The following is a 15,089-nucleotide window of genomic DNA, read 5'->3' as shown; positions in this document are numbered from 1 at the left end:
ACTGCAGCCATATTAGTGTCTTCTTGATATGGATACATCTCTGTAGTAATGTACAGTATTTTTTGATTCGGCATAAACTTCTATCTAATTTTTATAAAAATGCTTTAATGTGCAAAATTACAAAAAAACATCCAACATTATTTTAATTAACATTTTTTTACGATAATTCCCATTTTCAAAATATCAAAACCACAGCTTATTATATGATATTTTTAGTATTTTTGAATTACTATTAAATTCAACTATGGAAGTTTTAAAAAATAAAAAAACACTTCAGGATTTCATTGAAAGACAGAAAGAAATGGGTAAAAAAATAGGATTTGCCCCTACCATGGGAGCTCTGCATAACGGGCATCTTTCACTGTATGAAGCTGCCAGAAATGAAAATGATCTTGTTATTTCTTCAATTTTTGTTAATCCTACTCAATTCAATAATGCAGAAGATCTGGAAAAATATCCCCGAGACATCAACAGGGACCTTCTTATTTTAGAAAATTCCGGTTTGGTAGATGCTGTTTATATCCCGGAAGTGGCAGATATATATCCTGAAAAGACAGAAAGCCAGCATTATGATTTTGACGGTTTGGAAAATGAAATGGAGGGCAAATCAAGACCCGGCCATTTTGATGGTGTAGGAACTGTAGTAGAAGAGCTTTTCCGGCAGGTACAACCTGACAATGCTTATTTTGGAGAAAAAGACTATCAGCAATTGGCCATTATCAAAAAAATGGTTGAAAAGAAAAAGCTTCCTGTAAAAATATCAGGTGTTTCTATCTACAGGGCAAAAAATGGACTGGCCTTAAGCTCAAGAAACCAAAGGCTTCATGAAGACAGAAGAGAAGCGTCAAAAATCATTTTTGAGACGCTGAGAAAAGTTAAAGACTGGTTTAGGGTAATTACGGTTCCCGAGATCAAGGAAAGAGTTACAGATATTTTTGATCATCAGCAGGGAATGAAACTTGAATATTTCCTTATTGCTGATGAAAATACATTAAAAGAAACCGATTTTTTTTATAAGGATAAATCTTACAGAGCCTTTATTGTAGTTGTGGTAGATGGTGTAAGGTTAATTGACAATATGCATCTGGATTAGCCGGATACATAAAAAATCAAAGGCTTCCTGACGGAAGCCTTTGAACACCAAATCACAAAATATTAATATGAAAAAAATTTACTTTTCAGTAAACTTGTGACCCGGCTGGGATTCGAACCCAGGACCCATACATTAAAAGTGTATTGCTCTACCAGCTGAGCTACCGAGTCGGCCACATTTTTGAGCTATAAATATAAAATATTATTTTTATATTTATATTATGATCAAAAATATTATTTTTTCTTTTGCAGTGCCTGCGACTGGACTCGAACCAGCACATCCTTAGGAAACCACCCCCTCAAGATGGCGTGTCTACCAATTTCACCACGCAGGCAAAAAAATTACATAATTTTGTAATATTTTTGCTAGTGACCCGGCTGGGATTCGAACCCAGGACCCATACATTAAAAGTGTATTGCTCTACCAGCTGAGCTACCGAGTCGGCCACTTATTTCAAACAAATTTCATTTAAATAATGTCCCTTGTTTTAAGTGGTGCAAAGATATAGCTTTTTTTTATTTCTCAAAACTTTTTCGCAAATTTGTTTAAAAAAAATTCATGATAATTTCACTGGTCGGATACATGGGAAGTGGCAAAACACACGTTTCCAAAATTTTAAGCGAAAAAATAAATTTTAAACTAATTGACCTCGATAAAGAGATTTCGAGAAGAAATAAATTAACCATTCCCGAGATCTTCGAGAAAAAGGGCGAAATTTACTTTAGAAAGCTTGAAAGAGAAATTTTAGAAGAGATACTGGCCACCCAGGAAAATCTTATTTTAAGCCTTGGTGGGGGGACTCCGGTTTACTATAACAATATGGAAATTATTAATCATAATTCCAAAAGCGTGTTTTTAAGAGCTTCAGTGGCTACATTATCAGAAAGGCTTTCAAAACAGAAAGAAAAAAGGCCTTTAATAGCCAATGTTCCTGATGAAAACCTCCCTGAGTTTATTGCCAAGCATTTATTCGAAAGAAATGAATTTTACAGCAAAGCACAGTTTATTGTAAGCACAGACTCCAGAGAACCTGAAGATATTGTCAATGAAATTATTGAAAAATTATATTTATAGATCTTTTTCAGTTTCATTTTCCTCATCATCATCGGTTTCACCAAAAAAATCATCCCAATCTGTAAAATCTGCTGTAATGTCATTTCCTACATAATCATCCATGTCTCTTCTGTCTTTTTTGGTAGGCCTTCCTTCACCTCTGTTTCTGTAATAGTCCTGAGACATTTTACGTAGTTTGAGTAATTCGTACTGCTCCTTGTCGGTAATATCTCTTATGTGCAGAGGAACTAATTTAGCTCCAATCCTGCTTTTAGGAATCTGAATCACTTTAATCTTATAGTCAATCTGATTTTTACGGATCTTGATTTCATCCCCTTCTTTTACCTCTTTAGAAGACTTCACAGCGGAGGTTCCAATGGAAACTCTGTTTTTCTTAATTTCCTCTGTTGCAATACTTCTTGTTTTATAAAAGCGAATGCTCCATAAAAATTTATCTATTCTCATAATTTTTTATACTTTTGCCGTTATATTATTTGTAAAGTAATTAAAGTTTTTTGAAATGAAAAAAATATTTTTATATATCCTTGCCGGATCTTTGTGTTTCTCTGCCTGTAAAAAAGATGATGACGTAGAAACATTTGTAGAGCCTGAAGATATTGCGGTAAGAAACACTTATGATGACCAGGCCATTCAGAAATTTTTAGACGAAAATTATCTGGATACACAGGGAAATATAAAAGCCTTCAGCAGTACAGATACAGCTGATGACAATTATAAAAAGTTATCTGAACTTAATCCTGTAAAACTACCTTCAGGTGTTATTTATATTGTAAGAGCCACAGCACAGCCTGATCCGGGAGCAACGATAGGAACTAACACTCTTATCAAAACAATGATGAAAGCAAGTTATTATCTTGCTACGGAAACAGATGGGAAAGGCGTATTTGGCGCTACTTTAAGCGGAACGATTTTAAATACAATTAACGGAACAGGTTCTCCTGTTACTGACCCCCAGTTCTATTATGTGAAAAAACAGACTTTGACTGCTGCAACAACAGATGATGCAAAAAAAAGAACTTATTATGAGATTGAAGGACTCCAGGAGGGCTTACAGCACTTTAAAGGATTCCAGAATATGGCAGACGGAGATCCTTATAACCTTCAGGGGGTAATTATTGTACCTTCAAGAGCTGCTTTCGCAAGAGACTCTCATTTTAACTATACGGGCTATTCTCTTAAAAACGTATCATTTGTCTTTAACTTCCAAATCTACGATGCGAGGACCAGACAAACTGGTGAGGAATAAAAAATAAAGAAAACGCTTCAGATGTCTGAAGCGTTTTTTTATTCTCTATTTAGAATCTTGCTTTCTGCTTTACATTTCCTAAAATATCAGGGAAGTAAAGATCCGCCAGATGATCAAATTCATCTCCCCTCATAAACATAGAGGCATCCACTTCTTCATATGAACTTCTACCCGCTGCAGCGATCAATTCATTACAGGTATGAAGCGTATTTTTATGAAAATGATATACTCTTTCACTTTTATCTGTAACATCCAGTCCTTTGATCAGCATTTTATCCTGGGTGGCAACTCCTGTCGGGCAATTGTTTGTATTGCATCTTAAAGCCTGGATACAACCTAAAGAGAACATAAATCCCCTGGCATTGTTACACATATCGGCTCCCATTGCAACAGCTCTTAAAATATCCAGGCTGGTAAGTACTTTCCCGCTTGCGATGACTCTTAATTTATCTCTTAAGTTGTAGCTGTTCAGAGTTCTGTTCACAAAAATCAAAGCAGGTTCCAACGGCATCCCTACCCCATCTGAAAACTCAGGCGGTGCAGCTCCTGTTCCTCCTTCTGCTCCGTCTACCGTGATAAAATCAGGATAAATTTTTAAAACATTCATCTGAACACAGATATCCTCAAACTCTTTTGTGTCTCCAATACATAATTTAAAGCCAACCGGTTTTCCTCCTGAAAGTTCTCTTAATTGCTGTACAAAGTTCAATAATCCGGCTGCATTTGAAAAAGCAGAATGTGAAGGCGGGGAAATAACGGTCATTCCCGGTGTGACATGGCGGATTTTTGCAATTTCAGGAGTATTTTTCACGCCCGGTAAAACTCCTCCATGTCCGGGTTTTGCACCCTGAGACAATTTGATTTCAACCATTTTCACGTTCGGAAGATTGGAGTATTTTGTAAATAATTCAGGGTTGAATTTACCTTCTTCATCCCTGCAGCCAAAATATCCGGTTCCGATTTGCCAGCATAAATCCCCTCCTTCCAGATGATAGGGAGAAATACCTCCTTCTCCGGTATTATGATAAAAATTCCCTTTTTTAGCTCCTCTGTTCAGCGAAATCTGAGCCCTGTCACTTAAGGCTCCGAAACTCATTGCCGAAATATTGAATAAAGATGCATGATAAGGCTGCGTACACTGCTCTCCTCCTACCCACACTCTTGGCAGTTCTTCTGAAGGCGATTTGGCATAAATGGAATGTTTTATCCCTTCATATTTTCTGTGATTAACTTCTAACTGTGTTCCGAAAGCAACGGTATCACTCAAGTTTTTAGCACGTCTGTATACGGCAGAACGCTGGTTTCTGGGAAACGGCTTTCCGTCTGTTTCTCTTTCGATGAAATACTGCTGCATTTCGGGTGAAATGCTTTCAAAAAAGTACCGTAAGTAGCCCAACACAGGAAAGTTCCTCAAAATAGCGTGTTTAGATTGGTAGGCATTATATACGCCTAATGCATAGATAGCAGATAACAGAATGGGTATCCAGTAATGCGCTCTGATTAGCAATGCTACAACCCATGTAGCAATGACTAATACAATTCCCCAAGATAAAAACTTATCTCTCATGAATGTAGTATTTAAAAGTTAAAATAAATTTAGTGGAAAATTTGCAATAAGACTATGCTTTTGCTAAAAAACTTTCGTAAGAAGATTGCACAGAAACCGTGCCATCTGACAGGATTTTTTCTAAATTCAGAAATTCGATTTGATTGACTGACGCAGGATCAAAGTCTTTCTGGACTCTCACATAATTTTCTGTGAAGCCAAACATTTTCCCGCTTTTATTTTCATGCTCCCAAAGTACAGGAAGCGTTTTCCCAAGCTGGGTCTGATAAAATGCCATTTTTTTCTTTTCGGAAAGAATTCTCAGCATCTTGTTGCGTTTTTTTCTTTCAGAGACAGGAACTACACCTTCCATTCCTGCTGCTTCTGTATTTTCTCTTTCAGAATAGGTGAAAACATGCAGGTAGGTGACAGGAAGCTCATTAAGGAAATTATAGGTTCCCATAAATCTTTCCTCCGTTTCCCCGGGAAAACCAACGATTACATCCACACCAATTGCTGCGTCAGGCATTACCTCACGGATTTTGCTTACCCTTTCTCTGTAAAGCTTGGTGAGATAGCGGCGCTTCATTTTTTTCAGTAAGTCATCGCATCCGGATTGTAGCGGAATATGAAAATGCGGAACAAAGCTTCTGCTTTTAGAAACCAGCTCTATACTTTCATCTTTCAGCAGATTAGGTTCAATGGAAGAAATACGTATTCTTTCAATCCCATCTACCTGATCCAATTCTGTAATCAGATCTAAAAAAGTATGCTCATGTCTTTTATTTCCGAATTCCCCTTTTCCGTAATCCCCTATATTTACTCCGGTAAGAACAATTTCTTTGATATCCCTTGCCGCAATTTCCCGGGCATTTTTAAGAACATTTTCAATAGTATCCGAACGGGAAATTCCTCTTGCCAACGGTATTGTACAATAGGTACATTTGTAATCGCAGCCATCCTGAACTTTCAGAAAAGCCCTGGTTCTGTCACCGATTGAATAACTTCCGATAAAGAAATCGGTTTCTTCAATTTCACATGAATGCACGATCCCTTCATTTTCAGACTTTTCAAGATCATCAAGATAGCTCAGGATATTGAATTTTTCTTTGGCTCCCAAAACCAGATCAACCCCGTCAATCTGTGAAATTTCTTCTGGTTTCAACTGCGCATAGCATCCAACAATAACTACTAATCCTTCAGGATTGGCTTTCATTGCTCTTTTCACATGAAGTTTACATTCACGGTCTGCATTTTCAGTTACCGAACAAGTATTGATCACGTAAACATCTGCTTTATCATCAAAGCTCACTTTATCATAACCTGAATCTGTCAATTGTCGGGCAATAGTAGATGTTTCCGCAAAATTTAATTTGCAGCCGAGGGTATGGAATGCGGCGGTTTTATGAAAAGTAGACATTGGTAGTCCTGAATTTTATGGGTGCAAAGATAGCAATTTTAATAAAAACTCTGAATTGATTCAGTCTATTGTTTATATTCATCTCTTACTTCCGGACTGTTCTGGTAGCAAACCGGGGAGGAATTGGCATTTGAATCATTTCCGGAAAACTTATTTTTCATTTCAGAATTAAATTCCTGTGACTTGTTTCGGGCAATGGAAAGGGTTTTCCAGTCTTCATTCTTTATCATTTTTGCAATGTAAACGATCTGCCCAATATGGTAAGGGTAATGAGCCAACTGACGGAAAACTGCATCAATAACCGGATGTGCTTCTCCTCTTATATAAATAGTGGAATATAAATTTTCATCATTAATCTGCTCCAATGCATCAAAAAAACATTTCCAGCCTTTCTCCCAAAAATCAAGGATGTCCTCTTTATTTGTAAAAGTACTGACAAATTCTTCATCTCGATTTCTCGAGGTCTTTTCTCCGTCCTCCGTTAAGAAATTCGTCCATCTTGAAATCATATTTCCTGCAATATGCTTCACAATAACCGCAATGGAATTACTTTCTTCATTGTACTGCCACAGAAGCTGCTCATCAGAAAGCTGTTCAAAAGCCTTATCTCCAAGAGACTTGTAATATTCAAAACGCTTGATAAAAAGATCTTTCATATTGTTTTAAAATAAAACTCAAGTTAGCATTTTTCCGGTATATGAATTACAATTATAGCTTTTAAAGTCACAGTATCTATACAAAAACTAAAAAGCCATTCTGTTAAAGATAGCTTTTATTTATTATTAATTTATTCCCTGTTTTTTACCAGCACCCAGCTTGAGAATTTGAAAGCAGTATTTTTCTTGTCATTCTCATTCCAGGTTACAGAATACCAGTAAGTTCCTGTTGATACTTTTTTACTTCCATTGGTTGTTCCGTCCCATTTGTAGCCGTTGGTTTTATCAGCTTGGTATACTTTGTTGCCATACCGGTCATAAATGCTGATGATCAGATTTTGTTTGTAACCCAATGCTGAATAATCAATCACATCGTTGATTCCATCACTGTTTGGAGTGATTACATTGATCATGTTAGGAATGGTAACCGTAATATCGATCGGATCACAGTCATAATCATCTTTCACATAAATATGAACATCCCCTCTCGGAAGATCAGAAAATATATTGGAATCCTGCCAGTTGATATTATCGATGGAGTATTTATAAGGAGGTGTTCCCCCGATTACATTTACTGTAATGCTGTTATTGCTAATATCTACATTGGTAATGACAGGCTGTTCAGAAGGATAAACTTTTACGGTTTGAGTGGTGAAACATTCGCCTGTTTTTAATTTTACCCAGTATGTTCCTACCCCCACATTATTGATGGCCTGGGTAGTGGTTCCCGTGCTCCATTCATATCCGTCAAAGCCAGGCCCTGCATCAAGGGTGGTGGTATCTTCCATACAGATGATCTTATCGATAAGAACCGTGGATTTTACCGGTGGTAAAACAATCAGGGTAACTTTTGCAATATTATAACATCCGTTTCCATTGGTCACTCTTACATATACCACGCCGTTTGGAGCAATATGAGTTGTCGGGGTTCCAATTGGATTGGTCATATTGATCGCGTCTGTTAAAGATGGGTAATATGTTTTTGTAATCCCTGGCTGAGTGGTTACTCCTGCAGCGGTAAGGTTGAATGAAGCTGTTGAAGGATTCGATTCGATGAAACATGATCTCAGGGTAGCTTCATTAACTACGACCACCGGATAGAAATTTAATGTAATTTTAGCTGTAGCAACACATCCGAACTCCGAAGTTACCTTTACATACACTACTCCTTCAGCGGAAAGGTATGTGGCAGGATTTGTGATCTCGTTCGTTCCTGCATTAAGGTCATTCATCGAAGGATAGTATTCTTTCACAACTGTAGGATCTGAAATCACATTGGCAGTTGTCAGATCAAATACAGCAGTACCTGCATTGTTATTATTACATTCCGTTAACGTAGCATCATTGGCGGTAATAGATCCGTCTTTGAATTTAAATTTACCCGTTTGCCTGCATTTATTGATGGGATTAGTTGGATTGGCAGGATCTGTATAGCTGATGCTGTAATAGTAAACCGTTGTTGTATTTACCATAATCGGAGCAGTAATAGGGTTGTTACCTGTTAGTGCATCATTTTGGCTTGTATGGTAAGATACATTGAAATTAGGGTTTCCGTTAAGGATCCCTGCCGTTAATGTACTGAAATCAAAAACTACAGAACTCGAACATATAACCACTTCTCTCGGATCTGCAGGATTAGCCGCAGGTATTCCCGGTGGAATAAACGGATGAGGCTGGATCGTAGGATCTGTAAACGGAGAAGCCAGGGTAGCCGTTCCGCCCCAGGTCAAATTAAACGTATATACGGTTGTTGAATAATTATCAACATATAAAAAGTACGTTTCCCCGGGAAGAACATCCAGATATTTTACAAAACCATCTCCGAAACCAGGTCCTTCACTGGTATCCGTGGCCGTCATATTCATCCCTGTAGGGTATCCCGCAATCGTTCCGTCATTGGAAGAACATCTTATCGGAATCCCTTTAGTCGCACAGGTTTTATTAGGCCCATATACGGCCCAATCGTAATCTACCGGACCGGTCGGATTAATCTCAAAGGTAAGAGTACCTCCCGTAGCAATGGTAAATGTATACCAGGCTGAATTGTGCTCTGACTGTAAACAGCCACCCAAACTTTCATTTACAGCGCCTATTCCCGAAGGAGTATAAGTAATATCTGAATTACCACAAACTGCTAATGCAGACGAACAATCTGCCTGGGAAAAGAAAATCTGTGAAACAAATAAAAAAATAAAAAGTAGATTTTTTCTCATAAAATACATGTTTTATTAAAAATTAATCATAAATTAAATCAATATATACCATATATTTCAAAGATAAATATAATTCTATTAAAAATAACAGAAATATCAAATTATTGAATTATTTTAATAAAAAAGGCAGATTTATTGCTGTATTAAAATTTGAATTATTTAATACTCGTTATATTACCACAAAGGTTTTCAAGGTGGAAAATCTTATGAAAAGGGCTTTTCACTTCTTCCAGGTGTTCTTTATCCTGGATAAAGGTATATCGTGATGCAATGGAATTCATATCGGAAACAATCACCAGCCAACATTCATCAACAGAAGTATCGTAATAGGGAAATTTTTCGTTTTTCTTTTCAATCAGTTCTAAAATTTTCTCAGAACAAAGCTCATCAAAAAGATTCATACTGTATTCATGAGTGATGAAAACATTTCTGCGGTGGAAAGATTTTCTGACGCTTTTTACGCAGCCTACCGCTTTATTTTTCTTGATGCTTTTATAAATACTGAGTACGTTTTCCTGTTGCTCTTCAAGATGATCGAACTTAATATTCGGATGGAATTCTAAAAAATAAACACCACGATATTTCGTAGTGTCTTCCTGTTCTAATAATATTTCTGCCTGACGGAACATCTTATTTAAATTGCTTTCAACCTTCTTCATTTCCAGATGATTGATTACTTCCGTAAGCTCGATTCCTATTTTTTTGTCGTTGAATTTCGCGATAAAGTCAGGACTTTCGCAGGTAAGGTTTTCAAATTTCACTTCAGGGAAATGATGCATGAAAGAATTAAGGAGTAAAATCTCAGACTTCTTTTTATATTTTTCCCTGTCATGAAGCGGAGATTCATCTATAGTACGGTGATACTTCTCTATCGGCTTTTTTTTCAAATGTCGATTCAGGTAATATAAGCTCAGATTCTTAATTAAATCTTCGTCGGAAAACACCTTTTTCATGACCGGTTTTTTAGAGTTGACAGATCGTACTTAACATTCAGGACTTCACTATGAAGCTTTTGATTATCAAAAATTTACACTTAAAGGTAAGCAAAAAAACTATTCAACAGATACTTTTAAAAATAATTTATCATATAATTAATGTAGAGTTTATTTTCATAATCAATACCTTTGCCCCTTCAAATATAAAACTGTGATTCATGGATTTTAAAAATTTTAAAATACCTTATAGCATCAACCCTCTATACTCTAAAAGAGTTGCTTATTTTTCAATGGAATTTGCCCTTGAGCAGGTTTTAAAGATATATTCCGGCGGATTGGGATTTCTGGCGGGCTCTCATATGAGAAGTGCCTACAACCTGAAGCAGGACCTGATCGGGATCGGGATTCTTTGGAAATTCGGGTATTATGATCAGGCGAGAAACCACGACCAGACGCTACAGCCTGTCTGGACCAGAAAAATGTACAGCTTCCTTGAGGATACGGGAATAAAATTTCAGATTGAAATTCACAGTGCTCCGGTTTGGGTGAAGGTCTGGTACCTGGATCCTGAAATTTTCAATACGGCACCTATGTTCTTCCTTTCAACGGATGTTCCTGAAAATGATCATATTTCCAAAACAATCTGCCACAAATTATATGATGCCAACGAATCTACAAAACTGGCACAGTATATTTTACTGGGAAAAGGAGGGGCAAAATTATTGGATGAAATGAATTTTGAAAGGGATACTTATCATCTTAACGAAGCTCATGGGCTTCCGGCTGCATTTCATTTATTAAAAAAATACAACGGTGATCTCAATAAGGTAAAAGAAAAACTGGTTTTCACCACCCATACTCCTGAAGAAGCCGGAAATGAAAAACATAACATGAAACTATGCTATGACATGTCCTACTTTTCAGGTTTCAGCATGGAAGAAATAAAAAGCATCGAAGGTGCTGATGATGACCGCTTCAACCACTCACTTTGCGCCTTGAAAATGGCAAGAATTGCCAATGGCGTATCCCGGCTTCATGGCGTTGTTTCAAGAGCAATGTGGAGCAAATATCCGGGAATCTGTGAAATCACTTCTATTACCAATGCCCAGGAATTTAAATACTGGTCTGATAAACCTCTTTATAATTCCAAAGATGAAAACGATGCAACCGTTTTCGACTACCGTAAAAAGCATTTAAAAAAGAGACTTTTCACTATCGTTGCCGATCAGACAGGGAATTTATTCAACCCCAACGTTTTCACTATTGTCTGGGCAAGAAGGTTTGCAGGCTACAAACGTGCAGATTTACTTTTACATGATAAAGAGCGTTTTTATAAATTATTAAATAACCCTAAATATCCGGTACAGGTTATCTGGTCCGGAAAGCCTTATCCAATGGATTATTCCGCAATCTCTACCTTTAATACACTGGTTGAGGAAAGTAAAAACCATAAGAATATGGCGGTTTTAACGGGATATGAACTTTCTTTGAGCAAGTCTTTAAAACAGGGTTCAGATCTGTGGTTGAATAACCCAAGGGTTCCGAGAGAAGCTTCAGGAACTTCCGGAATGACAGCCGCAATGAATGGTTCAGTAAATCTTTCAACAGATGATGGCTGGATTCCGGAATTTGCAAAACATGGGGAAAATTCCTTTGTTGTTCCAAAAGCTGATTATTCAAGCATGAGTATTTATGAACAGGATAATTACGATTTAAATACATTATATGAAATCCTGGAAAATGAAATTCTGCCCACCTATTATGACAACCCGGACAGATGGAGAAAAATCCAGCAGAATGCAATGAATGATGTAAAAGACCAATTCAACAGTGATAGAATGGCTGATGAATATTACAGAGTGCTTTATAATAGCTAGAGATAAAATGGCGAAAAGCTAAATCACAAATTTATTGTGTAAAAAAATAAAGAGCGGATTGAAAATTTTCAACCCGCTCTTTTTTGAGAATTAACCTTTTTTCTTCTTCGGTACTTTCAGCCCTTTTTCTCTGGCTTCGGAAATACCGATAGCTACAGCTTGTTTTTTGCTTGTCACTTTCTTTCCGGAAGAAGATTTTAATTTCCCTTCCTTGAACTCGTGCATTACTTTTCCTACTTTGTCCTGAGCTTTGTCTGAATATTTTGTCTTGCTCATGATGTTATTTTTTAAGATTTTGGTAAGGATACCCCTAATTCATATACTTTAGCATGCTTCAAATATTTTGAACGCTCTCTGGATGTCACCGATTCCAGATGACCATTTTTGATCACAATAATCGGGTCTTCTATATTTTCAATTTCAAAATTGGCAAAATATCTTTCGTCCGGACTCGTTTTATCGTTACTAGCCTTTATTTTCTGCAGCTCATCTGCATATTTTCTGAATCCGGGATCTGATGAATGGATAAATCTGTACTCATCACCTGCATCAACATAATAATGGAGTTTTTTTTCTACAAGTCCTGCATCATCTGTTATCTGAGGATTATCATTCCCATCTTTAAAACCCACTTCCACCAATGTTCCCCCTTTTTTATGGGCACATTCTTCAGCATCTTTAAAACTTGAAAAACCTGTGTAAACGATCCGGTCATTTAAAACATAACGGTTTAGTTTCTGGTTGTAAGCATTTGTTTCCATAATTATTATTTAACTTGATTGTATCTATATCTATTCAATTTTTTTGCCAAAGCGGGTATAAGAAAGCTTTTTTTCATGTATTTTGATAAAATTGTTATCTTTGAAATCCATTAAAATTAGAAATGAAAAAATTCTTATTAACGCTTACCATTGCTGCTACATTTCAAAGCCTATCAGCACAGGAAATTACTTTAGATAAAATATATTCAGGATATTACCGTGGAAAAGGCATCGCCGGAATTACTTCAATGAAAAACGGTGAAAATTATCTCGTGATTGAGCCTACCGGAATCGCCAAATATTCTTACAAGACTTCTCAAAAAGAAGGAAATATTGTAGACGGCCAATATGAAAGCTATGAATTTTCTGATGATGAATCTAAAATTCTTTTGCTGAAAGAAAGTGAGCAGATTTACAGACATTCATTTTTAGGAAAATTTGATGTAAAAGATCTAAAATCAGGAAAAGCAATCAGCCTGAATGACGGAAAAGCTGTTCAGGAGCCCAGATTCTCACCTGATGCAACAAAAGTAGCCTTTGTTTCTGAAAATAATTTATTCTATCAGGATTTAAATTCAGGAAAAATCATCCAAATAACACAAGACGGAGTTAAAAATAAAATTCTGAATGGGTTAGCAGACTGGGTTTATGAAGAAGAATTCGGGCATACCAGATTATATGAATGGACGAAAAATTCCGATGCCATTGTTTTCGTTAAATTAGATGAAAGTGAAGTTCCGGAAATTTACATTCCGATTTACGGAAAATCACTTTACCCTAAAGAAATGCGTTATAAGTACCCGAAAGCCGGAGAAAAAAACTCTGTAGTTTCAGCTTACATTTATCTTTTGGATGGTGGTAAAAAAACAGCAATCAGTTTAGATAATTTTAAACATTATTATATTCCAAACGTTATTCAGACGGCAAAACCGGATGAAATTGTTTTAATTACTTCCGAGAGAATTCAAAATGCTTCCGACATTTTAAAGGTAAATACAAAAACAGGGGCCGTTCAGAAATTATTTACAGAAACTGATGAAAAATGGATCGATACGGATAGTCCGACTTTAGAATTCCTGGAAGATGATTCTTTCCTTTGGGGCTCTGAAAGGGACGGAAACCGTCATTTATACTGGTATGATAAAGACGGCAAACTGAAAAAACAGGTAACAAAAGGAAATTGGGAAGTAACGGATTATTATGGTTACAACCCGAGATCTAAAGAAATCTATGTTCAAACTACTGAAAAAGGAAGCATCAACAAAGTGGTTTCCAAGATCAATATCGAAAACGGAAAATCTCAGCTGATCTCTAACGCAGAAGGAAATAACTCTGCCAATTTCAGTAAAAACTATAATTATTTCATCGAAACCTCTTCTACCGCTGCAAAACCTTACACTTTTATCTTAAAAGACGGTAACGGAAAAACAGTAAAGGAGCTTCAGAATAATAACGAACAACTTCAAAAACTGAAGGCTGATAATTTCGTTGATAAAGAATTCATAACGATTCCAAATTCAGTGGGAGACCAGATGAATGCATGGATCATGAAGCCTAAAAACTTTGATCCCAATAAGAAATACCCATTATTTATGTACCAGTATTCAGGGCCGGGTTCTCAGCAGGTTGCCAACTCATGGGATCAGGGAAATGCGTTATGGTTCAATCATCTGGTTCAGAAAGGCTATATCGTAGCTTGTGTTGACGGACGAGGAACCGGGTATAAAGGAGCTAAATTCAAAAAAGTGACGTATATGAATTTAGGGAAATATGAGATTGAAGACCAGATCACTGCAGCAAAATGGTTCGGAAACCAGTCTTATATCGACAAAAGCAGAATCGGTATGTTCGGATGGAGCTTCGGAGGATACATGACGAGTTTAGCCATGACAAAAGGTGCTGATGTTTTCAAAGCCGGAATCGCAGTTGCCCCGGTAACGAACTGGAGATATTACGATTCGGTCTATACGGAAAGGTTTATGAGAACACCTCAGGAAAATGCTGACGGATATGATAAAAACTCTCCTACTGAATATGCTAATTTATTAAAAGGAAAATTACTTTTAATTCATGGAACTGCTGATGACAACGTACATTTCCAAAATTCCATGGAATTCTCGGAAGCATTGATTCAAAACAAAAAACAGTTTGATTTCATGGCTTACCCGGATAAAAATCACGGAATTTATGGTGGACAGACAAGACCGCAGCTATATCAGAAAATGACTGATTTTATCTTGGAGAATTTGTAAAATCCATTTAAAATTT

Annotated in this window: 13 protein-coding genes and 3 tRNA genes; 5 read left to right on the top strand and 11 right to left on the bottom strand. The window is 36.6% G+C overall.

The features are described from left to right. The first annotated feature begins 244 nt into the window (after positions 1–244). Complete coding sequence (gene panC, locus PMI13_RS08720) at positions 245–1,093, top strand: pantoate--beta-alanine ligase (RefSeq protein ID WP_007842798.1); 849 nt, start codon at positions 245–247, stop codon at positions 1,091–1,093. A 97-nt stretch (positions 1,094–1,190) separates the two neighbouring features. Here the strand turns inward: panC and PMI13_RS08715 are convergent. The 3 genes from PMI13_RS08715 to PMI13_RS08705 all read right to left on the bottom strand — a co-directional run bounded on the left by PMI13_RS08715 (position 1,191) and on the right by PMI13_RS08705 (position 1,535). Continuing rightward, positions 1,191–1,263 (bottom strand) — tRNA-Lys (locus tag PMI13_RS08715). An 81-nt stretch (positions 1,264–1,344) separates the two neighbouring features. Then, a tRNA-Leu gene (locus PMI13_RS08710) sits at positions 1,345–1,427 on the bottom strand. Positions 1,428–1,462: 35 nt separating this feature from the next. Then, a tRNA-Lys gene (locus tag PMI13_RS08705) sits at positions 1,463–1,535 on the bottom strand. A gap of 116 nt (positions 1,536–1,651) precedes the next feature. Between PMI13_RS08705 and PMI13_RS08700 the strand changes: the two genes are divergently transcribed. After that, on the top strand, positions 1,652–2,167 hold the full coding sequence (locus tag PMI13_RS08700; RefSeq protein ID WP_007842797.1) for a shikimate kinase: 516 nt from the start codon (positions 1,652–1,654) through the stop codon (positions 2,165–2,167). Here the strand turns inward: PMI13_RS08700 and PMI13_RS08695 are convergent. Then, a complete protein-coding gene (locus PMI13_RS08695; protein WP_007842796.1) occupies positions 2,162–2,611 on the bottom strand; it encodes an RNA-binding S4 domain-containing protein in 450 nt (149 codons plus the stop codon). The two genes, PMI13_RS08700 and PMI13_RS08695, sit on opposite strands and share 6 nt — an antisense overlap. 55 nt (positions 2,612–2,666) lie before the next feature. Between PMI13_RS08695 and PMI13_RS08690 the strand changes: the two genes are divergently transcribed. Next, entirely contained in the window at positions 2,667–3,413 is a 747-nt protein-coding gene (locus PMI13_RS08690; protein WP_007842795.1) for a hypothetical protein, read from the top strand. A gap of 49 nt (positions 3,414–3,462) precedes the next feature. Here the strand turns inward: PMI13_RS08690 and PMI13_RS08685 are convergent, their stop codons facing one another. The 5 genes from PMI13_RS08685 to PMI13_RS08665 all read right to left on the bottom strand — a co-directional run bounded on the left by PMI13_RS08685 (position 3,463) and on the right by PMI13_RS08665 (position 10,201). After that, positions 3,463–4,980 carry an FMN-binding glutamate synthase family protein gene (locus PMI13_RS08685; protein WP_007842794.1) on the bottom strand — a complete coding sequence of 506 codons (1,518 nt, stop codon included), beginning with the start codon at positions 4,978–4,980 and terminating at the stop codon, positions 3,463–3,465. 52 nt (positions 4,981–5,032) lie between these two features. Next, complete coding sequence (gene mtaB, locus PMI13_RS08680) at positions 5,033–6,379, bottom strand: tRNA (N(6)-L-threonylcarbamoyladenosine(37)-C(2))-methylthiotransferase MtaB (RefSeq protein WP_007842793.1); 1,347 nt, start codon at positions 6,377–6,379, stop codon at positions 5,033–5,035. A gap of 65 nt (positions 6,380–6,444) precedes the next feature. Then, entirely contained in the window at positions 6,445–7,035 is a 591-nt protein-coding gene (locus PMI13_RS08675) for a DUF1572 family protein (RefSeq protein ID WP_007842792.1), read from the bottom strand. A gap of 131 nt (positions 7,036–7,166) precedes the next feature. Next, complete coding sequence (locus PMI13_RS08670) at positions 7,167–9,248, bottom strand: T9SS C-terminal target domain-containing protein (protein WP_007842791.1); 2,082 nt, start codon at positions 9,246–9,248, stop codon at positions 7,167–7,169. A gap of 155 nt (positions 9,249–9,403) precedes the next feature. Then, complete coding sequence (locus PMI13_RS08665; protein ID WP_007842790.1) at positions 9,404–10,201, bottom strand: hypothetical protein; 798 nt, start codon at positions 10,199–10,201, stop codon at positions 9,404–9,406. A gap of 200 nt (positions 10,202–10,401) precedes the next feature. On the opposite strand from PMI13_RS08665, the gene glgP reads away from it, so the two are divergent. Continuing rightward, positions 10,402–12,060 carry an alpha-glucan family phosphorylase gene (gene glgP, locus PMI13_RS08660; protein WP_007842789.1) on the top strand — a complete coding sequence of 553 codons (1,659 nt, stop codon included), beginning with the start codon at positions 10,402–10,404 and terminating at the stop codon, positions 12,058–12,060. Between the two features lie 90 nt (positions 12,061–12,150). On the opposite strand, the gene PMI13_RS08655 is transcribed toward glgP, so the two are convergent. Beyond that, positions 12,151–12,336, bottom strand: coding sequence for a DUF6496 domain-containing protein (locus PMI13_RS08655; protein ID WP_007842788.1), 186 nt, complete (start codon positions 12,334–12,336; stop codon positions 12,151–12,153). Between the two features lie 11 nt (positions 12,337–12,347). Continuing rightward, positions 12,348–12,821: a hypothetical protein gene (locus PMI13_RS08650; RefSeq protein WP_007842787.1), complete on the bottom strand. Its 474-nt coding sequence runs from the start codon at positions 12,819–12,821 to the stop codon at positions 12,348–12,350. 122 nt (positions 12,822–12,943) lie between these two features. On the opposite strand from PMI13_RS08650, the gene PMI13_RS08645 reads away from it, so the two are divergent. Next, positions 12,944–15,073, top strand: a complete 2,130-nt coding sequence (locus PMI13_RS08645) for a S9 family peptidase (RefSeq protein ID WP_007842783.1) — start codon at positions 12,944–12,946, stop codon at positions 15,071–15,073. The last annotated feature ends 16 nt before the right edge of the window (positions 15,074–15,089 follow it).

The organism is Chryseobacterium populi (assembly GCF_000282115.1).
Taxonomy (GTDB): domain Bacteria; phylum Bacteroidota; class Bacteroidia; order Flavobacteriales; family Weeksellaceae; genus Chryseobacterium; species Chryseobacterium populi.
Note: the sequence above shows the minus strand (reverse complement) of the source record. Positions and strands in the feature narration are given on the sequence as shown.